The organism is Halanaerobium congolense, assembly GCF_004366375.1.
In the GTDB taxonomy this organism is placed as follows: Bacteria; Bacillota; Halanaerobiia; order Halanaerobiales; family Halanaerobiaceae; genus Halanaerobium; species Halanaerobium congolense.
In genome coordinates this window covers 103296-126285 of record NZ_SOEF01000003.1, presented here as the reverse complement: position 1 = coordinate 126285, position 22990 = coordinate 103296, and the positions used below count along the sequence as shown (strand labels likewise).

Here is a 22990-nt window from a genome sequence, read left to right as displayed (position 1 = left end):
TTCGAAAATACCAAAATTTATGGGAATTTAAAGGATTGTTTGCACAGCTTTATTTCATTCAGGGATGCTGCATGATAAAAAGTTGTAAAGTGGTGATAAACAAAATAGATTAAAATATTTTGAATCATGTGACAATTTAAAAAATATAAGATTATAAGTGAAGGAGGTTCTAAATTGTCGATTACAGATTTCGAAGCAACTACTATAGTTGCAGTTAAGTATAATGGTTGTACAGCTTTAGCTGGAGATGGCCAGGTAACCCTTGGTAATACAGTTATGAAAAGTACAGCCAGAAAAGTCAGAAGATTATATAATGGTAAAATTTTAGCTGGATTTGCCGGAACATCTGCGGATGCCTTTACCCTTTTTGAGAAATTTGAGGGGAAATTAGAGGAATATCACGGAAGTCTACAGCGGGCAGCAGTTGAGCTGGCCAAAGAATGGCGGACAGATAAAATTTTGAGAAAACTTGAAGCTTTGCTAATTGTTGCAGATCTGGATGAAATCCTTATTATTTCAGGTAATGGTGATGTGATTGAACCTGATGGCGATATTTCTGCTATTGGTTCTGGTGGCCCTTATGCAAGAGCGGCTGCTACAGCACTATTAAACCATGCTCAAGACCTGAATGCGGGGGATATAGCCAGTGAAGCACTCAAAATAGCGGCTTCTATTTGTATTTATACTAATGAAAATATTACTTTAGAGGAGTTAAATGGAGGTGAGTCTAAAGCAGGTGAATAATCAACTAACACCCAAAGAAATCGTTGCTGAATTAGATAAATATATAATTGGACAGAATAAGGCTAAAAAATCAGTGGCAATAGCTTTAAGAAATAGATATAGACGAAAATTGGTAAAAGATGATATGAAGGATGAAATTATTCCGAAAAACATTTTAATGATTGGACCGACTGGTGTTGGTAAAACAGAGATTGCCCGTAGACTTGCTAAAATTGCCAGAGCGCCCTTTATTAAAATAGAAGTTACTAAATTTACTGAAGTCGGTTATGTAGGTCGTGATGTCGAATCAATGATTAGAGATCTGACAGAATCAGCAATTAGAATGGTCAGAGAAGAAAAAATGGAAGAAGTTGAAATTGAAGCCGAAAAACAGGCTATTCAAAGGATTGTAAATAAAATGCTGCCTGGTAAAAGCAAAAAACAGGATGATTACTATTCTAATTTAGTTGATGACGTTAAAAAAAATAATGAAAATGTAGATGAAAGAATTGCTGCTAGAAGAAAAAGAATGTATGACAGAATAAAAGAAGGCAAGCTTGATGACCAAAAAATAGAAATAGAGGTTGAAGAAAGTAATACTCAGATGATGGAAGTCTTTTCTGGCTCAGGTGTAGAAGAGATGGGTATTAACTTTCAGGATATGTTGGGCAATATATTTCCTAATAAAAAACAGAAGAAAAAAATTACTATTGCTCAGGCTAAAGAAATACTCAAAGATGAAGAAGCTCAAAAATTAATAGATATGGATCAGGTTAAAGCTGAAGCAATTGAAAAAGTTGAAGAAGATGGGATTATTTTTTTAGATGAGATTGATAAGATAGCCGGTAGAGAATCAAATTCTGGCCCTGAAGTTTCAAGACAGGGTGTACAGAGAGATATTCTGCCAATTGTAGAAGGTTCAACTGTGAGCACCAAACATGGTTCAGTTAAAACTGATCATATTCTTTTCATTGCTGCCGGTGCCTTTCATGTTTCTTCACCAGCAGATCTAATACCTGAACTACAGGGTAGATTTCCGCTGAGGGTTAATTTAGACAGCCTTAGCCGGGAAAATTTCAAGGATATACTACTTCTCCCGCAAAACTCTTTAGTCAAACAGTACAAGGCTTTATTAGAGACTGAAGGCATAACTATTAACTTTACTGAAGATGCGGTTGAAGAAATATCAAGTTTTGCTTACGATATCAATGAAGAAACAGAAAATATTGGAGCCAGAAGGCTGCATACAATTATGGAAAAACTGTTAGAAGATCTTTCTTTTGAAGCTCCAGGTATGGGACGAGAAGAAATAGAAATAAATGTTGACTATGTAAATGATAAGTTGAAAGATGTTGTTGCAAATAAAGACTTAAGTAAATATATTTTATAATTTAAAACTGAAAATGGAGGAGATAACAATGGGTAGTTTATTAGAAAAAAGCAGAAAAATTAACCGATTATTACAGAGAACAGGTGGCAATGCAGTTGACTTTTCGGATATGGCTTATGTTTTAAAAGAAGCTGTACAGTGTAATATTTATGTAACAAGTAAAAAAGGAAAGATTTTAGGTTACAGCCTCTTAGACGACTTTGAATGTGATATTATGGAAGAAGCAGTTATTGATCAGGGAGAATTTCCTGAAGACTATAATAAAGGTTTATTGAGAATTAGAGAAACAAAATCAAATATTGAGCAAAAAGATGGCAAGTGTGTATTTACTGAAGGTGACGACTGCTTATTCGAAGATAAGTTAACAACAATTGTACCAGTTGTTGGTGGTGGAGATAGATTAGGGACCTTAGTCCTTGCTCGTTATGGTTCTGCCTTTAATGATGAAGACTTAATTTTAGCAGAATATGGAGCTGCAGTTGTAGGGATGGAGATTTTACGTTCCCGCAGTGAAAGAATAGAAAAAGAGGCTCGTAAAAAAGCAGCAGTTCAAATTGCAATTGACACCCTTTCTTATTCTGAATTAGAAGCAATTGAACATATTTTTGAAGAATTAGATGGAGAAGAAGGATTGCTAGTAGCAAGTAAAGTAGCAGATAGAGTTGGAATTACCAGATCTGTTATTGTTAATGCTTTGCGTAAATTTGAAAGTGCTGGGGTAATTGAATCCCGCTCATTAGGAATGAAGGGAACATATATTAAAGTTCTTAATGATAATTTATTAGACGAATTAGAAAAACTAAAAGCATAAAATGAGTATTACTGATTTAATAGGCTTCTCAATTTAATGAGGAGTCTTTTTCCTGCTAGAGAAAAATTATTTTTAAAAAAAGACTTGATTAAAGTTCAAGCCTATGGTATACTTTTTTGTGGCAAAATACACACGACAGTTGATCTAAATGCTGGTGCTGTATTTCATACAGTTGTGTTTAGAGTTGATGCTGTCGGAGGCTAAAACCAGAAAGGAGGTGCAGGAGTTATGTCAGTTGTAAATATGAAACAACTCCTCGAATCGGGTGTTCATTTTGGTCATCAGACTAAAAGATGGAACCCAAAGATGAAACCATATATTTTCACCGAAAGAAATGGAATTTACATTATTGACCTACAGCAGACAGTTAAGTTAATTGACGATGCATATAATTTCGTTAAAGATGAAGCTGCTAAAGGTAAAAATGTACTGTTCGTTGGAACTAAACGTCAAGCACAGGAAACTGTTAAAAAAGAAGCTGAAAGATGCGGAATGCCTTATGTTAATCAGCGTTGGTTAGGTGGTATGTTAACTAATTATAATACTATCAAAAAGCGTATTGACCGTTTAGAAGAAATCGAGCAGATGGAAGAAGAAGGTGTTTTTGAAGTTCTTCCTAAAAAAGAGGTTATCGAATTAAACAAAGAACACGATAAGCTTGAGAGATTTCTCGGTGGGATTAGAGATATGAATGGTTTACCAGATTTAATCTTTATCACAGATGCAAGAAAAGAAGATATTGCAGTTTCTGAAGCTAGAAAACTGGATATCCCAATTGTATCAATCTTAGATACGAACTGTGATCCAGATCTGATAGATTATGTCATTCCTGGTAATGATGATGCTATTAGAGCTGTCAAATTGATTACCAGTGTTATTTCTGATGCAGTACTTGCTGGGAAGCAGGGTAAACAAGAAGCTGAAGTTAAACAAAAAGCTGAAGCTGAAGAAAAAGCTGAAGCTGAAGAAAATACTGCTGAATAATTAAGAATTTATAAAAAGCGCTGGTGAAGTTTTTAGCTTTGCAGCGCTTTTTTCTAGCATAATTGTAATTATATAAATATAAATTATTAAATTATAATTTTAAATAGCTCGAATCTCGAATAAAGAATCTTTAATTGAAGTTTTATAAGTTACTATAAGGAGGTTATTAATAAATGGGAGTTACAATGAAAGATATTAAGGAACTTCGTTCCCGTACTGGTGCAGGTGTTCTTGACTGCAAAAAGGCATTAAACGAAGTTGACGGCGATATTGAAGCTGCTGTCGAATATTTAAGAGAAAAAGGAATGGCAGCTGCTGCTAAAAAAGCAGGTCGTGTTGCCGCTGAGGGATTAGTAAGTTTAAATATTACTGATGACCGCAAAAAAGGTATTTTAGTTGAAGTTAACTCTGAAACTGACTTTGTTGCTAAAAATGATCAGTTCCAGAATCTGGTAGCTGATATTTCAGAGCATATCATGCAGAGTGATGCAGAAGCTGTGGAGGCTGTTGAAAATGAGAAATGGTTCAAAGATGAGAGCCAGACAGTTAATGACGTAATCAAAGCTGCTATTGCCAGCATTGGTGAAAACATCAATTTGAGAAGATTTAAGAAAGTAGAAACTGATGGATATTTATTTGGATATATTCATTTAGGTGGAAAAATTGGTGTTTTAGTAGAATTTGCTAATGAATTTGATGATTCAAAAGCAAAAACTGCTAAAGATGTTGCAATGCATATTGCAGCAATTAATCCAGAATTCTTAGATCGTGATTCTGTAAATGCAGAATCAATTGAAAAAGAAAAGAAAATTTATAGAGAACAGATGTTAAATGAAGGTAAACCAGAGCATATTCTTGATCAAATTATTGAAGGTAAAATCAATAAGTACTTTACTCAGGTTTGTCTTTTAGAGCAGCCTTTTGTTAGAGATGATGATAAAACTGTTGCAGAAGTATTAGAAGAAAATGATATGGAAGTTAAACAGTTTACACGCTTCGAAATTGGTGAAGGTATTGAAAAAAAAGAAGAAGACTTTGCCGCTGAAGTTGCTGCTATGACAAAAAATCAATAATAATTAAAAAAGGAGAGCACTTAGAGAGAGTGTTCTCTTTTTTTAAGTAAATTTGCTTTTAAAAAAGGAATTAGCTAAAAATTGAAGAATAATATTTAATGGAGGTTAATTATATAATGACAGAAAAACCAGTTTATTCAAGAATACTGCTTAAAATTAGTGGGGAAGCACTTGCCGGTGATAATGGCTTTGGTATTGACCCGGAAATGATCAAAAAAATTGCTGCAGAAATTAGTGATGTTGTAAAATCTACAAATGTTGAAATGGCAGTTGTAGTTGGTGGTGGTAACATATTTAGAGGTATTGCAGGTAGTGCAAAAGGTATGGACAGAGGTACAGCAGATTACATGGGGATGTTGGCAACTGTAATCAATGCGTTGGCACTGCAGGATGCTGTAGAAAAATTTGATATCGAAACCAGAGTTCAGTCAGCAATTGAAATGCGTCAAATTGCAGAACCATATATTCGTCGTCGTGCAATTAGACACTTAGAGAAAGGAAGAGTGGTTATCTTTGCTGCCGGGACAGGAAATCCATTTTTCTCAACTGACACCACAGCAGCACTCAGAGCAGCTGAAATTTCTGCTGATGCAATTTTAATGGCTAAAAATGTAGATGGTATTTATGATTCTGATCCTGCAGTTAATGAAAATGCGCAGAAACATGAGGCTCTATCCTACATTGATTTGTTAAATAACTCTCTGAGAGTTATGGATTTCACAGCTGTTTCATTATGTATGGATAATAAAATACCTTTAAAAGTATTTGCAGTTAAAAAAGAAGGTAATATTAAGCGGGTATTACTTGGCGAAGATATTGGAACTTCTGTTAGTTAATAATTAAATCTGAGGAGGTCAAATTTATGTTTAGAGAAGTAATGAAAGAGACAGAAAAAAGGATGCAGAAAACATTAGAAAATACAAAAAAAGATTTAAATACCATTAGAACTGGTAGGGCTAGACCTTCATTAGTAGAAAATATTAAAGCTAATAACTATGGTGTAGCAACTCCGATTCAGCAGATGGCAAAGGTTTTTGCTCCAGAGGCAAGACAGATCGTAATTGAGCCCTGGGATAAAAATAATATTGAAGCTATTGAAAAAGCTATTATGCAGGAGAACTTAGGTCTTAACCCGAGTAATGATGGTAGTGTTATTAGAATTAACATTCCCCAGTTAACAGAAGAAAGAAGAAAAGAACTTGTAAAGATCCTGCATGAAAAAGCAGAAAAAGGTAGAATTGCTATTCGTGCTATTAGGCGAGAATCTAACGAAGAATTAGAAATGCTAGAAGATGAAGGCGAAATCTCTGAAGATAACATGCACCGCGGATTGGACAATGTCCAGGAATTAACTGATGAATATATTAGTAAATTAAATGACATTGTTGAGAAAAAAGAAGAAGAGATAATGGAAGTCTAAGTCATGAAATTGAAATTAAATAAATTTTTAGCTTCTCCACTGGAAAAAGCAGTCAATTTTTTAGAAACTGAACAGCTTGATTATAGATTGAAAAAGATTACACCTCCATACAAAAATAAGGATAATCTTAAAAAATTTGGAACTAAAAGAGTACTGAAAATCGAAAAAGATGTTGATAATGATCTTTATTTAATAACCTGGTCTTTTCAATACAACAGCTAATTTATGCCCCCTTTTTAGGGGGTAATTAACTAATTGGAAGGGATGATTTAATGAATACCCCTAAAAACATTGCAATAATTATGGATGGTAATGGTCGCTGGGCTCAAAAACAGAATAAAAATAGAAGTGCGGGCCATAAAGAGGGTGTTAAAACCTTAAAAAAAATAGTAAAAGCTGCAGCTGATTTAAAGGTTGAGTCATTGACTGTGTATGCTTTTTCAACAGAAAATTGGAAAAGACCAAAAGCAGAAGTTGATTTTCTATTAACTCTCATGAGGAGAACTATGCGGAATGAAGTAGAAGAACTGCTTCAAAATGGAGTTAAGGTTAATTTTATTGGCAGAAAAGATGAGTTATCGGAAAATTTGATTAATGAAATTGATCATATTGAAAAGCACTCACTAAAAAATAAAAAATTAACTTTAAATATTGCCTTTAACTATGGAGGACGAGCAGAAATTATTGATTCTGCAAAAAAAATTGCTGAGGCCTATAAAAATAATGAAATCAAACTTGATCAGTTAGACGAAAACAATTTTTCTAATTTTTTATATAACCGTCAGCTGCAGGATGTAGAGCTTTTAATTAGAACAGGTGGAGATATGCGTTTGAGCAATTTTTTGCTTTGGCAGTCTGCCTACGCTGAGTTATACTTTACTGATAAATTTTGGCCTGATTTTGAAGCAGAAGATTTAATCAAAGCCATTAAAGAATTTAAGCAGCGAGAAAGAAGATTTGGTGGCTTAAATGGTGGTGAGAATGATGCTTAAAAAAAGAGTTATTAGTGCTATTATTGGAATTTCATTATTAATATTTTTAGTGTTTGCTGGTTCACTGCCATTTTTCATTACAGTCAGTATCATTACTGTACTGGCTGTTCGAGAATATAGTCGGATGCTTGAAATCAAATCAAAATCATTGTTAGCTTTACTGGGATTAAATGCAGTTTTGATTGTTTTTAATGCATATCAAATATCTAATAATTTTAACTTTTTACCATATGGAATTATATTTTTTATTATTATATTTAGCCTCTATATTTTTCATTTGTATAATTATGAAGAAAATAATTTTATCAAAAATATTAGTTATCAAGTTTTTGCAATAATTTATATAGGTGGTGGATTATCTTTTGCAGTTTTTTTAAGAGATATTAATACTGATCCATTTATAAATACTACTGCTTTATGGTTGGTGTTGATTGCTACCTGGCTAACTGATTCTGGAGCTTATTTTGTAGGCAAAAAATTTGGTAAAAAATCAATGGCTCCAATTATAAGTCCAAACAAAACTATAGCTGGTGCGGTTGGCGGAGTTTTGATAACTGCTGTTTTTATAATCACTGCTGCTCATATTTTAGAAATTCTAAATATTTATTATGTAATTTTTGCTTTTCTGTTTCCAGGCGTAGCAATTTTAGGAGATTTATTTGAATCGTGTATTAAAAGAAATTTTAAGGTAAAAGATACGGGAACAATTATTCCTGGGCATGGTGGAATTTTAGATAGGTTTGACAGTTTTATTTTTACGGCACCTTTTACATATTATTTCATTATATTATTTTTGGGGTGAATTAGATGTCAATCGATAAATGGTATATTAAATACTTTTTGATGTTTCTATTTTTGTTGATCAGTTTAGTTGTTTTGGAGCATGTTTTTATATATTTCACCCCTTTTATTATTGCTGCAGTAATTGCCAGTTTAATCAATCCTGTGGTAGATTATTTAGATAAGAGAATACCGATTCATAGAGGCTTTGTTGTTTTTATTGTTTTAATTTTAGTAATAGTAATTTTAGTGACTATGATAATTATCGGTGGAGCTCAGGGCTATTTAGAATTAAATAGACTTCTGAAAAATTTACCTGATTATCGTTCGATTGATTCTCAAATAAAATGGTTTTCTGAGCAGAATCAGCAGCTGCAAAATTTTATGGAAAACTGGGAAATATCAGATCCGGTTAAAGATGCAATTAACGGCAATTTACAGCTGTTGTATAATGGGATAAGAGATGCATTAGTTTCTGTAATCAACTCAATTTTAGATTTTTTAACTAAGTTACCTCGCATGCTGATGATTCTTTTTATTGCTTTTATTGCCGCATTTTTCATCAGCAGAGATCGAGATAAAATTAAAGAGTTTTTAATAAACATTTTTCCCGATGATATACAGCCTAAAATCGCCAATGTATTTACCCAATTAAATAGATCAGCAGTTGGTTATATTAGAGCAATGCTGATTTTGATCACAATTAGTGGTCTTGTAGCTGGAATCGGAGTAAAGTTAATGGGTAATCAATATGCCCTGGTTGTTGGAGCTGCAGCGGCTATTTTGGATTTAATTCCTATTATAGGACCTGCCTTATTATTCTATCCCTGGATTGCAGTGGCACTTATTTTTGGCAACTTTTCTCAGGCCTTTTCACTCTTTTTGCTCCATCTATTTTTAGCCGGAGTTCGTTCGGCTTCAGAAGGTAAAATTATGGGGAAAAACTTAGGCCTTCATCCTTTAGCAACTATGACAGCTCTTTTTTCTGGTTATAGAATTTTAGGCGCTATTGGATTTGTAGTAGGGCCAACTTTTTTAGTTATAATTAAGGCAATAGTTGATTCAGATCTAATTGATATCAAAAAATAAAAATTAAGTAATTTTTAGAGGTGACAAAATGAAAAAGATAACTATTCTTGGCTCTACAGGTTCAATCGGATGCCAGACTTTAGAAGTAATAGATAATTTAGATGAATGGGAGGTTAAAGCTCTAACAGCTTATAAAAATATTGACTTCCTTAGTCAACAAATAGAAAAATATCAGCCGGAATTTGTAGTTGTTGTTGATGAAAAAGCAGCGGCAGCTTTAAAAACTAACTTAAAAAATAAAAAGACAGAAGTTTTAAGCGGTAAAGAAAGTCTAAAAACAGCCGCTTCCGTCGAGGTGGATCTGCTTTTAAATGCAGTCGTTGGTTTTGCAGGTTTAGAGCCTTCTATTGCTGCAGCTAATGCTGGTAATGATATTGCCTTAGCTAATAAAGAAAGTTTAGTTAGTGGTGGTTCAATTTTAACTGATTTGGTTAGAAAAAAAGGTATAAAATTATTACCAGTAGACAGTGAGCATAATGCAATATTTCAGCTATTAAAGGGGCACAGAGAGGAATTAGATCAGATTCTTTTAACTGCTTCAGGTGGTCCATTTTTTTCTTATTCTAAAGATGAGCTAGCAGGAGTATCAGTAGAAGATGCTTTAAATCATCCGAATTGGGAGATGGGGAGTAAAATAACAATTGACTCAGCTTCATTGATGAATAAAGGGCTGGAAGTTATTGAAGCTCACTGGTTGTTTAATTGTGATTATGAAAATATTAAAGTGCTTATTCATCCTCAAAGTATTGTGCATTCAATGATTAGTTTAATAGATGGTACAGTTTTAGCTGAAATGGGTTCTGCAGATATGAGAATGCCGATTCAATATTGTTTAACCTATCCCGAAAGAAAACAATCTTTGGGTGCTAAACTGGAGTTGGATAAAATAGCAGCTTTAGAATTTTTTCAGGCAGACACAGAAAAGTTTCCTAATTTAAAATATGCTTATACTGCAGGTAAGGTAGGAGGAACTTATCCTGCTGTTTTAAATGCAGCTAACGAAATTGCAGTTTATAGTTTTTTAAAAGGTGAGATTCCGTTTTTAGCTTTAAGTAGAGTTGTTGCAGCTGTCTTAGATCAGCATCAAAACACTGTGGATCCAAGTTTAGAAGCAGTTTTAAATGCTGATCAAGAGGCTCGGCGTTTAGCCCTGGAGGTAATTAAAGAATGGTTCTAACAATTGTTTCATTTATAGTTGTTTTAGGTGTTTTAGTTTTCATTCATGAGTTCGGCCATTATATCACTGCTAAAAAATCTGATATCATGGTTTCAGAATTTGCATTAGGATTTGGACCTAAACTTCTTTCTAAACAGGTAGGGGAAACTCTATATTCTATTAGAGCGATACCTCTTGGCGGTTTTTGTAATATGGTTGGAGAATTTCCACCTGATGATTCAATGCCGGCAGAAGAAAGAGAAATTTACGATAAAGCTAAAGCAAAGGGGCGGCTATTTAATCAAAAATCTCCTTTAAAACGGCTGGCTGTAATTTTAATGGGACCAATAATGAATTTTTTGCTGGCAGTTTTAATATTTATCTCAGCCTTTGCTATTTTTGGTGTACCTACTTCTACTAATGAAGCAGCTATTTTAGGTGAGGTGATTCCGGAACAACCAGCAGCAGAAGCCGGCTTAAGAGCAAATGATAAAATTCTTTCAATAAATGGTCAGGAAGTTAATAACTGGAATGAAATGTCAGAGCTGATCCGAGAAAATTCGGAACAGAAAATCTTCATTCGTTATCAGCGTAATAATCAAATAAAAGAAATTACAGTAACCCCTATGTACAGTAAAGAAAGCGAACGGGGAGTCATTGGTGTTTATCCCAAATTAATTCGAGAAGATGTTTCTCTATTCAGTGCTTTGACCTTAGGTTTAGAACAAAGTTATCGGGTTTTTAAAATGACTATTTTAGGTTTTATTCAGATGTTTAGGGAGAGTTCTGCCGAAGATGTTGGGGGACCAATTATGATTGCTTCAATCATAGGTCAGGCTGCCAGAGTTGGGATCTTAAATGTTTTAAACTGGATGGCGATTATTAGCATTAACTTAGGTATTATTAATTTGCTGCCATTTCCTGCTTTAGATGGGGGAAGAATTTTATTTATTGTGGTAGAATTAATTAGAGGTCAGCCTGTTGATCCCCGCAAAGAAAGTTATGTCCATATGCTGGGCTTTGCAATTTTAATGCTCTTAATGGTTTTTATAATTTACAATGATGTAATGCGAACTTTTTTTAACTAAAAATATTAATTTTAATCGATTATTTTAGGCAATAATTGATAGAGGTGAATTATGTATAATAGAAGGCAAACTAAGCTTGTTCATTTTGCTGAGCAGCCGGTTGGAGGAAACACCTCAATTTCTGTTCAGTCAATGTGTAATACTAAAACAGAAAATATAGAAGCAACTGTTGAGCAGATTAAGGAGCTTGAAGCTGTAGGTTGTGAGATTATTAGGGTTGCAGTGCCGGATAAAAAAGCCGCTCAGGCTCTTTCACAAATTAAAAAGAGAATAAATATTCCTCTGGTTGCAGATGTTCACTTTGATTATCAGCTTGCTCTAATGGCAGTTGAAAATGGAGTGGATGCTCTCAGAATTAACCCTGGGAATATTGGCAGTAATCAGCGGATAAAAGAGGTAGCATTAGCCTGCAAAAATAATAAGATTCCAATCCGAGTTGGCAGCAATTCGGGTTCAATTGAAAAGGAATTATTAGCTAAACATGGTGGGCCAACTGCAGCAGCAATGGTCGAAAGTGCTCTCCGTAATGTAAGAGTTTTAGAAGAAAATAATTTTTATGATATTGTTATTTCCTTAAAATCAAGCCATATTTCAACAACTCTCAAGGCCTATCGGTTAATGGCTGAAAAAGTAGATTATCCTTTTCATATTGGGATCACCGAATCTGGAACTCCCTGGAGGGGTACAATTAAATCTGCTGCCGGAATTGCTTCGCTTTTAACTCAAGGATTTGGAGATACTCTTAGAGTTTCTTTGACCGGTGATCCGGTTGAAGAAGTTAGAGTTGGTTGGCAGATTCTGAAATCTCTGGAACTCAGAAAAAAGGGAGTAGAAATTATATCCTGCCCCACCTGTGGAAGAACAAATATCGATTTAATAGCTTTAGCTGAAAAAATAGAAAAAGAACTGATGAAAATTGATAAGGACATTACAGTTGCAGTAATGGGATGTGCTGTTAATGGCCCTGGAGAAGCTAAGGAAGCTGATATTGGAGTTGCTGGTGGGATGGAAGAAGGATTAATATTTAAATCTGGTGAAATCATTAAAAAAGTAAAAGAGGATCAGCTGCTGGAAGAATTATTGAAGGAAATTAAAAAACTTTAAGTTTAACTGAGAAATATTTTAAGCAGCAGCAACTAAAAATATTAATAAGATATCTGAACAGAAATAGGAGTGGTGTGAAATGCGCATGTCAAAATTATATTTACCAACATTAAAAGAAGATCCAGCAGAAGCTGAGGTAACAAGTCATAAATTGATGCTGAGAGCGGGATTGATGAGAAAACATTCTTCCGGAATTTATTCTTATCTTCCTTTAGGTTATAGAATTATTAAAAAGATCGAAAAAATCACCAGAAAGCATATGGATAATAGTGGAGCTCAGGAAGTTTTACTACCAGTTATGCAGACATCTGAAATCTGGAAGGATTCTAAACGTTGGGATAAATTTGGTCCTTTAATGATTAAATTTTTAGACCGTAAAAATCGAGAATATTGTTTGGGACCAACTCACGAGGAAGTTGTAACTGATTTAGTTCGAGATGAAGTTCGTTCTTATAAAGATTTACCTTTAAATTTGTATCAGATTCAGACTAAGGTTAGAGATGAAATCAGACCCCGTTTTGGTGTAATGCGCGGCCGTGAATTTATTATGAAAGATGCTTACAGTCTGGATGTTGACTATCAGGGATTAGATAAGAGTTATCAAGCAATGTACGATGCTTATGAGCGTATTTTTGCTGAATGTGGTCTAGAAGCGGTTGCAGTTGAAGCAGATACAGGTGCCATGGGCGGAAAAGATTCGCACGAATTTATGGTTTTAGCTGATTCCGGAGAAGACGAAATTGCATTCTGCAGTCACTGTGATTATGCTGCTAATGTGGAGAGAGCAACTTCAGATAAAGTTGAAATTGACTTTGAGGTAGATTCAAATTTTGAAAAAATACATACACCTGAGATTAAAACTATTGACCAATTAGTAGAATATTTAGAGGTTCCAGCTGCTAAGATGATTAAAGCAGTAGCACTGGTTGCTGATGGAGAGGCTGTTTTAGCTTTAGTTTCTGGTGAAGATGAGTTAAATGAAATTAAATTAATAAACTATCTGCAGGCAAATGAGCTGAGAGCGGCGGAAGAGGAAGAATTTGAAGAATTATTTAATAGTGTTCCCGGTTTTATTGGTCCTGTTAATTTAGATGAGGTCAGGGTTGTGGCTGATAAAAGGCTTCAAAATATGTCAGGAGCCGTAGTTGGGGCTAATGAAATAGACTATCATTTTAAAGATGTTAAAGCAGGTAGAGACTTTGAAGTTGAAGCTTTTACAGATTTACGCTCGGTTAAAGAGGGTGAAAACTGTTCTAAATGTGAAAGTGGAAAACTGAATATCAAAGATGGTATAGAAGTCGGCCATATTTTTAAATTAGGAACTAAATACAGTGAAAATATGGGAGCAAATTATTTAGATGAAAATGGAAAAGCACAGCCAATTGTAATGGGAAGTTACGGAATTGGAATTACCCGTTTAGTGGCTGCTGCAATTGAACAAAATAATGATCAATATGGAATTAAATGGCCTAAAGCTATTGCTCCTTATCAGGTTATTATCCTTCCTTTAGGTAATGATAGACTAGTCCAGGAAAAATCTGAAGAAATTTATCAAAGCTTAAAAGATCAGGGCTGGGAAGTCCTTATTGATGATCGTCAGGAAAGAGCAGGAGTTAAATTTAATGATTCCGAACTGATCGGAATCCCACTCCGTTTAACTATTGGTTCTCGTTCACTTGAAAATGGTGTTGTTGAAGCAATGATTAGATCAACAAATGAAAAACTGGAAATAAAATTAGATAATTTAGAAGCAAAAGTTAAAGAATTATTTGCAGAGATTTCTTAGGGTTTAAAGGGTTTAAAAAACTCTCTGGAAGGAGTAATTAATGATAAAGGCACTAAGTTCAATTAAATCAAACAACTTATATAAATATTTAATCTGTGATCAGCAGAAAAAAATCGTTTATTGTATCACAGATTCTAATAATAAAGCGGAAATAAGAAATGATTTGAATAAAAGACTATCGTTAACAGAACAGAAATTTCAATTAGAAATAATTTCTGACTTGAGCTTAAAAGAGGAATTGTTTTTAATTTGGCCTCAAATAATTAAAAACTTCGAATCATACTTTTCCTTCAGCACCAACTGGTTGAAAAGAGCTCAGCTTTTTTTGAAAGGGCAGGAACTGAACATAAAGTTGGAAACAAAAATGGCTCAAAAAAAATTAGGTCAGCCAAAGGTAATTAATTTTTTAGAAAATAATATTGGTAAATATTTAAAAGAGATAAAAAAAGTTTCAGTTCATAATGGTGATTTTTTACCAGAAATTAAAGAGAATTCTGATCCTAATAAATTCAAACAGCGTTCGGAAAGAACAGCTCCACTTTCTCAAAATTATTCAAATGGGAAATCTAATTCTTCTCAAAATAAAAGCAGAGTTAAAAAGAACAAAGACCGCTATGGAAGGGTGATCAGAGGTCAGAAAACCCACAGTTTAAGAGAACTGGATACTGAAATTCCTTCAGTAATTGTAGAAGCTGATTTATTTGATATTGATGTTCGTCAAACCAGAAAAGGAAGCTATTTATATATCTTAAAGATTACCGATTATGACAGCTCCATTTCTGCAAAATGCTTCACTGATGAAAAAGATAATTTTTTAGATAGCTTAAGCAAAGGGCAGCATCTTAAAATTAGAGGTAAGGTAGCTTTTGATCCCTACAGCAAGGAATGGGGAATTATTTTTAATGATTTAATGCCTTTAAAAAAAGAAAGAAGAATGGATCAAGCTGAAGAAAAAAGAGTTGAACTTCATTTGCATACTCAAATGAGTGCGATGGACTCTGTAATTAATGTAAAAGATGTTGTTAAAAGAGCCGGTGATTGGGGGCATAAGGCAATAGCAATTACTGATCATGGTGTTGTTCAGGCCTTCCCCGATGCTTATGCTGCCGGTCAAAAGCATAATGTACAGATTATTTATGGAGTTGAAGCCTATCTAGTAGATGATGGAGAACCAATCATCAACAATCCTTATTCTGCTGCAGTTAACGAAACAGAGTTTGTAGTTTTTGATTTAGAGACCACCGGTCTTAATCCCTCACAACATGAAATAATAGAAATTGGTGCAGTGAAAATTAAAGCTGGCGAAAAAATTGATGAGTTCAAATCTTTTATTAACCCGGGAGTAAAAATCCCCGCTAAAATAACTGAAATTACAGGAATCAATGATCGAATGGTCAAAGATGCACCTGGATTAGCAGAGGTTATTAATGATTTTATTGAATTTGCTGGTGATGGAGTTTTAGTAGCTCATAATGCAGACTTTGATTATGGTTTTATTAGAACTGCTTTAGAAAAATTAGAAATTAAAAAAGATGATTACACAGTTTTAGATACTTTGGGGCTGGCTAGAGCAGTAGTTAAGGATACTAAAAATTATAAATTAAATACATTGGCTAAATACTTTAATGTTGATTTAGAAAATCATCACCGAGCTTTAGATGATGCTGGAGCAACAGCTGAGGTGCTCAACAATTTATTGGCACTTATTCAAACTGATGGGACAGATAACCTAAACCAGATCAACAATTATATCTCTAAGATTGACTGGAAAGATTTAAGACCATTCCATGCTGTTATTTTAGCTAAAAACAAAAAAGGTCTTAAAAATTTATATAAGTTAATTTCAATTTCTCATTTAAATAATTTTTACAAAAAACCAAGAATTTTAAAAAGCATCTTATTACAGCACCGAGAAGGCCTGCTAATTGGTTCTGCCTGTGAAGCAGGTCAGATTTATAAAGCATTTGTCAATAATAGACCAAGAAATGAAATAAAAAAAATAGCTAAATTATATGACTATCTTGAGCTTCAGCCGCTGGGTAATAATCAATTTTTGATTCCGGATAAAGTTAATTCCAGAGAGGATCTAAAAGATATTAATAAAAAGATATACCAGCTGGGTCAGGAACTAAATAAACCAGTTGTTGCTACTTCAGATGCTCATTTTTTAGACCCGAAAGACAGCATTTTTAGAGAAATTCTCCAGACCGGTCAGGGCTTCAATGATGCAGATCAGCAGCCTCCAATTTATTATAGAACTACAGAAGAGATGCTGACAGAATTTGCTTATTTTGGTGAGGAGACAGCAGAAAAAATTGTAATTGATAATCCAAATCAAATTTTAGAACAAATTGAAAATATTAAACCGATTCCGGATGGGCTTTTTACACCTGAAATCGAAGGGGCAGAAGAAGAAATCAGAGAGATGTCTTATCAGCGTGCACATGAGTTTTATGGTGAAAACCTGCCAAAACAGGTAGTTGATCGCCTGGAAAAAGAACTTTCTTCAATTATTGAAAATGGTTTTGCTGTTATTTATTTAATTGCACATAAACTTGTAAAAAAATCATTGGAAGATGGATATCTAGTAGGTTCGAGGGGATCAGTAGGATCTTCTTTTGTGGCAACAATGACTGAAATAACTGAAGTTAACCCCTTACCACCACATTACCGCTGTCCTGAATGTTCAAAATATGAATTTATAACTGATGGTTCAATTGGGACTGGAGTTGATTTGCCGGATAAAGTTTGTCCAGATTGTGGCTGTGAATTTATTAAAGATGGATTTGATATTCCTTTCGAAGTTTTTATGGGTTTTAAAGGTGATAAAGTTCCTGATATTGATCTTAACTTTTCCGGAGAATACCAAGGGAAAATCCATAAATATACTGAAGAATTTTTCGGTAGAGACTATGTTTATAAAGCAGGTACGATTTCTACAATTGCTGATCGAACAGCCTTTGGCTTTGTAAAAAATTATCTCGATGATAAAGGGATGGATGTTAAAAGGGCAGAAATTGATCGTTTGGTGGCTGGCTGTACTGGTGTGCGTAGAACGACCGGGCAGCATCCAGGTGGTTTAATGATTGTTCCAAAAGTTAATGAAATATTTGATTTTAGTCCGATTCAGCATCCGGCAAATGATCAGGATACAGATATTAGAACTACTCATTTTGATTACCACTCAATTAGTGGTAGGATTTTAAAGCTTGATTTACTCGGTCACGATGATCCTACATCACTCAAACTGCTGCAGGACATGACCGGAATTAAGCCTAAAGATATTCCGCTTGATGATCAGGATACAATGAGTATATTTTCTGGAACTGAGATATTAGGAGTTGATCCTGACTTACTTGGTACTGATATTGGAACCCTGGGAATACCTGAATTTGGTACTTCTTTTGTTCAGCAGATGCTTAGGGATACCAGACCGACAACATTTGCCGAACTGGTTCGAATAAGTGGTCTTTCCCACGGTACAGATGTTTGGTTAAACAATGCTCAGAATTTAATTAAAAAAGGAAAAGCCGAGCTGGCAGAGGTGATTTCAGTGCGTGATGATATTATGAATTATCTCCTCCAGCGTGGAGTTGAGCCTTCTACTGCCTTTTGGATTATGGAACATGTACGAAAAGGTAAAGGTTTGACTGAAGAAGAAGAAAAGATAATGCAGGAAAACAATGTACCTGAGTGGTATATTGATTCCTGTAAAAAGATAAAATATATGTTTCCTAAAGCTCATGCTGCTGCTTATGTAACAATGGCTTACAGAATTGCTTATTTCAAAGTTCATCATCCTGCAGCATTTTATACTTCTTATTTTTCAATTAAAGCTGATGACTTTGATGCTCAGCTGGCCTGTAATGGTAAAGAAACTGTAATTAATAAAATTGAAGAACTGGAAGCATTAGGTAATGATATGACTGCTAAAGAAAGTGGAACTCTAACAGTGTTGAGAATTGTACTGGAGGCAATGATGAGGGGGATTGAATTTTTGCCAGTCGATATTTATGAATCGGCAGCTGATAGATTTATCAAAAAAGAGGATAATAAACTTTTGGCACCATTAATCAGCCTTCAGGGATTAGGAGGTAGTGCTGCTGAAAGTGTAGTCCTTGAAAGACAAAAATCAGATTTTACTTCAATTGAAGAATTATCAAACCGAACCTCCCTTACTTCCACAGTAATTGAAATTTTAAGAGAACACGGCTCTTTAAATGGAATGCCCGAACGAAATCAGCTGTCATTGTTTTAAAACGATAGGTACCAGGTACAAAAACACGTTTTTGTACCTGGTACCGTTCGGTTGATACCGTTCGGTTCTATCAAAAAACTTGCAAGTCTAAAAAAGCTGTGATAGAATTATAAAGGAAAGAGTTCTGATAAATACTAATGTCGATTTTTAGGAGTGGGGATGTCTTCCCACTCTTTTATTATAGTTTAAGCAAAATTTTAAAAATAAAATTAAATATTTAAGAAAGTGGGGTGTTTTATTTGGGAAAAGTTGCTGATACAGTAACCGATTTTGTGCTTCCAATTGCCCATAACGAAAATTTAACATTGATTGACGTTGAGTTTCTTAAAGAAGGAAGTGATTGGGTTCTTCGTATTTTTTTAGAAAATAAAAATGGTGATTTAACTATTGAAGAATGCGAAAAAGTAAGTAGATCTTTAAGCATTATTCTAGATGAGGAAGATCCAATTGATAAGAGCTATATATTAGAAGTTTCTTCTCCAGGGATTGAAAGGCCGCTTAAAACAGAAGAGGATTTCGAACGTTTTCAGGGAGAATTAATCGCAGTCAAAACTTTTAAGAAAATAGATGGTGAAAAAGAATTCATCGGTTCTCTAAAAGAGTTTAAAAATGAAAAAATAACTTTGATTCTTAAAAGTAATGAAGAAATAACTATTGATTATAATTTAGTAGCAAGAGCTAATTTAACTTTTGAAATTTAATATTAAGGGGGGGAAAGTATGAATTTAGAATTCATTCAGGCCCTGGATGATATAGAAAAAGATAAAGGTATATCTAAAGATGTATTATTAGAGGCCATTGAAACCGCTTTAGTTTCGGCTTATAAAAAAGATTTTGGTTCTAAAGATAATGTAAGAATTGAAATTTCAGCTGAAGCTGGAGAGGTTAAAGTCTATTCTCGCAAGGAAGTTGTAGAAGATGTTGAAAATAAAAATAGTGAAATATCTTTAACTGAAGCTGAAAGAATAGACAGCAAATATAAAATTGGTGATATTGTAGAGATTGAGGTAACACCTGCTAAATTTGGACGGATTGCAGCCCAGACTGCTAAACAGGTTGTGATGCAGAGAATTAGAGAGGCAGAAAGAGATGTTATTTTTGACCAGTATAAAGAAAAAGAAGATGAGCTGATTACAGGAACAATTCAACGTTTTCATAATGATAATATCTTAATTGATATGGGAAAAACTGAAGCACTGCTGCCGCCTTCTGAACAGATTGCTGGTGAGAAGTATGAAATTGGTGAAAGAATTAAACTTTATGTAGTTGAGGTTAGTACAACTAATAAAGGTCCCCGAATTTTAGTCTCTAGAACTCATCCTGGATTATTAAAAAGACTTTTTGAAATTGAAGTTCCAGAAATTTTTCAGGGGTTAGTTGAAATTAAAGCAGTTGCTAGAGAAGCCGGTCAGAGATCTAAAATGGCAGTTAGCAGTTCTGAAAGCAAGGTTGATCCGGTAGGAGCCTGTGTTGGTCCTAAAGGTATGAGAGTTCAGGCTGTTGTTGAACAATTAAACAATGAAAAAATTGATATTGTCAAGTGGGATGATGATCCAGAAATCTTTGTGGCAAATGCTTTAAATCCTGCTGAAGTCATTGGCGTGGATATTAATAAATCTGATAAGATTGCTGAAGTTGTTGTACCAGACTTTCAATTATCTTTAGCTATTGGTAAAGAAGGTCAAAATGCCAGACTTGCAGCCAAGCTAACCGGCTGGAAAGTAGATATCAAAAAAGAATCTGAAGTTGAAGTTAAACCAGATAATATTGAAGAAATTAAAGCAGATGCCTCTGAACTTACAGCCAGTTTGGAAGATTTCGAAGAAAAAGAAAGTAAAGTTGAGACTGATATTGAAAAAGAAGCTTCTGCAGCAGAATTAGATCCAGATGCTGATGCTGAAGAGGCTAATGAGGATTTAATTGATGAAATCTCTGATGAAGTAGAAAAGTTAGAAAAAAGCAAAGATGAATTGTAAAATTTGAAGGAATTTATTGTGATAACTAAAAAAATCTTAAGGAGGATTGAGATTGCAGAGCAGAAGTCCTATTCGTAAATGCGTAGGTTGTGGTGCCAGAAGAGACAAGATTGAACTTTTAAGAGTGGTGAATAATAAAGGAGAAATTTTAGTTGATCCAGGAGGTAGAATCCCTGGTAGAGGTGCTTATCTCTGTCCTAATATGGATTGCTTAGATAAAGCAGTAGAAAAAAATTCATTAAAAAAAGCATTAAAGATCGAAATTTCTGATGAAATTTATGAACAAATTTCGGAGGAGATTAAACATGATTAACTAACAGCAGAATATTTTGGAGGTGCAAGTATGGCAAAAATTAGAGTATATAATCTAGCTCATGAGCTGGATATGGATAGTAAAGAAGTAATTGAAATATTAAATGATCTTGATATTGAAGTATCAAGTCATATGAGTACAATAACTGACGAAACAGCAGAACTTGTAAAAGGTATGTATACAGGTGATAATACTGCAGTAGAAAATGAAGAAGCTCATAAAGAAGCTGTTAAAGCTGAGGCGGACAACAGTAAAGAAGAGGAAGAAAACAAAGCAGAGGATGCTGTGTTGATAGAAACACCAATTACAGTTAAAGAATTTGCCGAAGAGATTGGTGAAGCTCCTAATAATTTAATTGTAGAATTAATGAATATGGGAGTTATGGCTAATGTCAATCAGAGTCTTGATGAGGACACTCTTGAATTATTAGCTGAAGAAATTGGAGTTAAGATTAAGTTTAAATCAGAAGAGGAAGAAACTGTTCAATTGAGGGTTGGACCTGAGATTGAAGATAAAGAAGAAGATCTTAAAGCTCGTCCACCAATTGTAACAGTAATGGGTCATGTTGATCACGGTAAAACTACTCTGCTGGATGTAATTAGAAAAAGTAAAGTTGCCGGAAGTGAAGCTGGGGGGATTACTCAGCATATAGGTGCATATCAGGCAGAAGTTAATGGAAAATTAATAACTTTTATTGATACACCAGGTCACGAAGCTTTTACAGCAATGAGAGCACGTGGTGCCCAATTAACTGATATAGCAATTTTAGTTGTAGCTGCAGATGATGGAATTATGCCTCAAACTGAAGAGGCAATTAACCATGCTAAAGCTGCAGGTATTCCTATTATTGTTGCTATTAATAAAATCGATAAAGCTAATGCCCAGCCGGAAAGAGTAAAACAGGAATTAACCGAATATGGTTTAGTTCCAGAAGACTGGGGTGGAAATACTATTTGTGTTAATGTTTCTGCACTGCAGGAGCAAAATATTGATGAACTTTTAGAAATGATTATCTTGGTTTCCGAAATGGAAGAATTAAAGGCAAATCCTGACCGTTTGGCAGAAGGTATTGTAATTGAGGCTGAGCTCGATAAAGGTAGAGGTCCAGTTGCAACTATCTTAGTTAAGAACGGAACTTTAAAAATAGGCGACCCAGTCTTAGCTGGACTTACTTCTGGTCGAGTTAGAGCTATGTTTAACGAATACGGTGATTCACTAGATGAAGCTGGACCAGCAGCAGCTGTTGAGGTGCTTGGTTTTAATAATGTTCCAGCTGCTGGAGATTTTGTGCAGGTTTTAGAAGATGAAAGACAGGCGAGAGATGTAGCTTCTGATCGTCAGGCAGAAAGAAGACAGTCTGAACTGCAGTCAGATGCAAAGGTTTCTTTAGATGACCTTTATAAGCAGATTCAGGAAGGTGAAGTTAAGGAACTCAATATTATTATTAAAGCTGATGTTCAAGGTTCTATTGAGGCTTTAAAAGCTTCACTATTAAGGTTAGGTACAGATGAGGTCACAGTTAATGTTATTCACACTGGTGTTGGTGGAGTAAATGAAACTGATGTTAATCTGGCAAGTGCTTCAAATGCAATTATTATTGGTTTTAATGTACGTCCTGATAATAATGCAATTAAAGCTGCGGAAAAAGAAAAAGTAGATATTAGAACTTATAGGGTTATTTATAAAGCTATTGAAGACATCAAAGATGCGATGGCAGGTCTCTTGGATCCTGAATTAAGAGAGCAGGTAACAGGGAGAGCTGAAGTTAGAGATACATTTAAGGTTCCTGAGGTAGGAATTATTGCTGGTGCCTATATTACTGACGGTCATGTCAATCGTAATTATGATGCCCGTTTAATTAGAGATGGAGTTGTGATTCATGAAGGAACAATCTCTTCTCTAAAAAGATTCGAAAATGATGTAAGAGAAGTAAAATCTGGTTATGAATGTGGAATTGGAATTGAAAATTATAATGATATCAAAGTTGGAGATATCATCGAATTCTATACTTATAAGGAGATTAAAAGGTCCTTATAGAGGTGAGGTA

General features: G+C 34.3%; 20 protein-coding genes. All 20 read left to right on the top strand.

Going from position 1 to position 22990, the window contains the following annotated elements; genetic code table 11:
- Nucleotides 1–174 precede the first annotated feature (174 nt).
- The 20 genes from hslV to infB all read left to right on the top strand — a co-directional run bounded on the left by hslV (nt 175) and on the right by infB (nt 22980).
- The gene (gene hslV, locus C7954_RS02265) at nt 175–744 is read left to right on the top strand and encodes an ATP-dependent protease subunit HslV (protein ID WP_073155637.1); all 570 of its coding nucleotides are present in this window, start codon (nt 175–177) and stop codon (nt 742–744) included.
- On the top strand, nt 716–2113 hold the full coding sequence (gene hslU, locus C7954_RS02260) for an ATP-dependent protease ATPase subunit HslU (RefSeq protein WP_208320665.1): 1398 nt from the start codon (nt 716–718) through the stop codon (nt 2111–2113). Before hslV ends, hslU begins: the two co-directional genes overlap by 29 nt.
- A 28-nt stretch (nt 2114–2141) precedes the next feature.
- Nucleotides 2142–2924 carry a GTP-sensing pleiotropic transcriptional regulator CodY gene (codY, locus tag C7954_RS02255; RefSeq protein WP_089722721.1) on the top strand — a complete coding sequence of 261 codons (783 nt, stop codon included), beginning with the start codon at nt 2142–2144 and terminating at the stop codon, nt 2922–2924.
- Between the two features lie 228 nt (nt 2925–3152).
- Entirely contained in the window at nt 3153–3908 is a 756-nt protein-coding gene (gene rpsB, locus C7954_RS02250) for a 30S ribosomal protein S2 (protein WP_089722722.1), read from the top strand.
- Between the two features lie 173 nt (nt 3909–4081).
- On the top strand, nt 4082–4981 hold the full coding sequence (gene tsf / locus C7954_RS02245; protein ID WP_089722723.1) for a translation elongation factor Ts: 900 nt from the start codon (nt 4082–4084) through the stop codon (nt 4979–4981).
- Nucleotides 4982–5097: 116 nt separating this feature from the next.
- On the top strand, nt 5098–5817 hold the full coding sequence (gene pyrH, locus C7954_RS02240; RefSeq protein ID WP_073155624.1) for a UMP kinase: 720 nt from the start codon (nt 5098–5100) through the stop codon (nt 5815–5817).
- A 26-nt stretch (nt 5818–5843) separates the two neighbouring features.
- A complete protein-coding gene (frr, locus tag C7954_RS02235) occupies nt 5844–6401 on the top strand; it encodes a ribosome recycling factor (protein ID WP_073155621.1) in 558 nt (185 codons plus the stop codon).
- 3 nt (nt 6402–6404) lie between these two features.
- Nucleotides 6405–6623 (top strand): hypothetical protein, encoded by a 219-nt coding sequence (locus tag C7954_RS02230; protein ID WP_073155618.1) that lies wholly within the window; start codon nt 6405–6407, stop codon nt 6621–6623.
- Nucleotides 6624–6673: 50 nt separating this feature from the next.
- On the top strand, nt 6674–7393 hold the full coding sequence (locus C7954_RS02225; RefSeq protein ID WP_073155615.1) for an isoprenyl transferase: 720 nt from the start codon (nt 6674–6676) through the stop codon (nt 7391–7393).
- Nucleotides 7386–8195, top strand: a complete 810-nt coding sequence (locus tag C7954_RS02220; RefSeq protein ID WP_081374466.1) for a phosphatidate cytidylyltransferase — start codon at nt 7386–7388, stop codon at nt 8193–8195. The genes C7954_RS02225 and C7954_RS02220 overlap by 8 nt, the downstream gene beginning before the upstream one ends.
- A gap of 5 nt (nt 8196–8200) precedes the next feature.
- Nucleotides 8201–9262 carry a sporulation integral membrane protein YtvI gene (ytvI, locus tag C7954_RS02215; RefSeq protein WP_089722724.1) on the top strand — a complete coding sequence of 354 codons (1062 nt, stop codon included), beginning with the start codon at nt 8201–8203 and terminating at the stop codon, nt 9260–9262.
- 28 nt (nt 9263–9290) lie between these two features.
- The gene (locus C7954_RS02210; RefSeq protein WP_134058592.1) at nt 9291–10439 is read left to right on the top strand and encodes a 1-deoxy-D-xylulose-5-phosphate reductoisomerase; all 1149 of its coding nucleotides are present in this window, start codon (nt 9291–9293) and stop codon (nt 10437–10439) included.
- The gene (gene rseP / locus C7954_RS02205) at nt 10430–11506 is read left to right on the top strand and encodes an RIP metalloprotease RseP (protein WP_089722726.1); all 1077 of its coding nucleotides are present in this window, start codon (nt 10430–10432) and stop codon (nt 11504–11506) included. Before C7954_RS02210 ends, rseP begins: the two co-directional genes overlap by 10 nt.
- A gap of 51 nt (nt 11507–11557) precedes the next feature.
- A complete protein-coding gene (gene ispG / locus C7954_RS02200; protein WP_089655086.1) occupies nt 11558–12610 on the top strand; it encodes a flavodoxin-dependent (E)-4-hydroxy-3-methylbut-2-enyl-diphosphate synthase in 1053 nt (350 codons plus the stop codon).
- Nucleotides 12611–12689: 79 nt separating this feature from the next.
- Nucleotides 12690–14396: a proline--tRNA ligase gene (locus C7954_RS02195; protein ID WP_089722727.1), complete on the top strand. Its 1707-nt coding sequence runs from the start codon at nt 12690–12692 to the stop codon at nt 14394–14396.
- Between the two features lie 40 nt (nt 14397–14436).
- Nucleotides 14437–18654 (top strand): PolC-type DNA polymerase III, encoded by a 4218-nt coding sequence (locus C7954_RS02190; protein ID WP_134058589.1) that lies wholly within the window; start codon nt 14437–14439, stop codon nt 18652–18654.
- A 230-nt stretch (nt 18655–18884) separates the two neighbouring features.
- Nucleotides 18885–19355 (top strand): ribosome maturation factor RimP, encoded by a 471-nt coding sequence (locus C7954_RS02185; protein ID WP_089716622.1) that lies wholly within the window; start codon nt 18885–18887, stop codon nt 19353–19355.
- 18 nt (nt 19356–19373) lie between these two features.
- A complete protein-coding gene (nusA, locus tag C7954_RS02180; RefSeq protein WP_073155590.1) occupies nt 19374–20630 on the top strand; it encodes a transcription termination factor NusA in 1257 nt (418 codons plus the stop codon).
- 52 nt (nt 20631–20682) lie between these two features.
- Nucleotides 20683–20943, top strand: coding sequence for an RNase P modulator RnpM (gene rnpM / locus C7954_RS02175; RefSeq protein WP_073155588.1), 261 nt, complete (start codon nt 20683–20685; stop codon nt 20941–20943).
- Nucleotides 20944–20973: 30 nt separating this feature from the next.
- Entirely contained in the window at nt 20974–22980 is a 2007-nt protein-coding gene (gene infB, locus C7954_RS02170) for a translation initiation factor IF-2 (RefSeq protein ID WP_073155585.1), read from the top strand.
- Nucleotides 22981–22990: the final 10 nt, after the last annotated feature.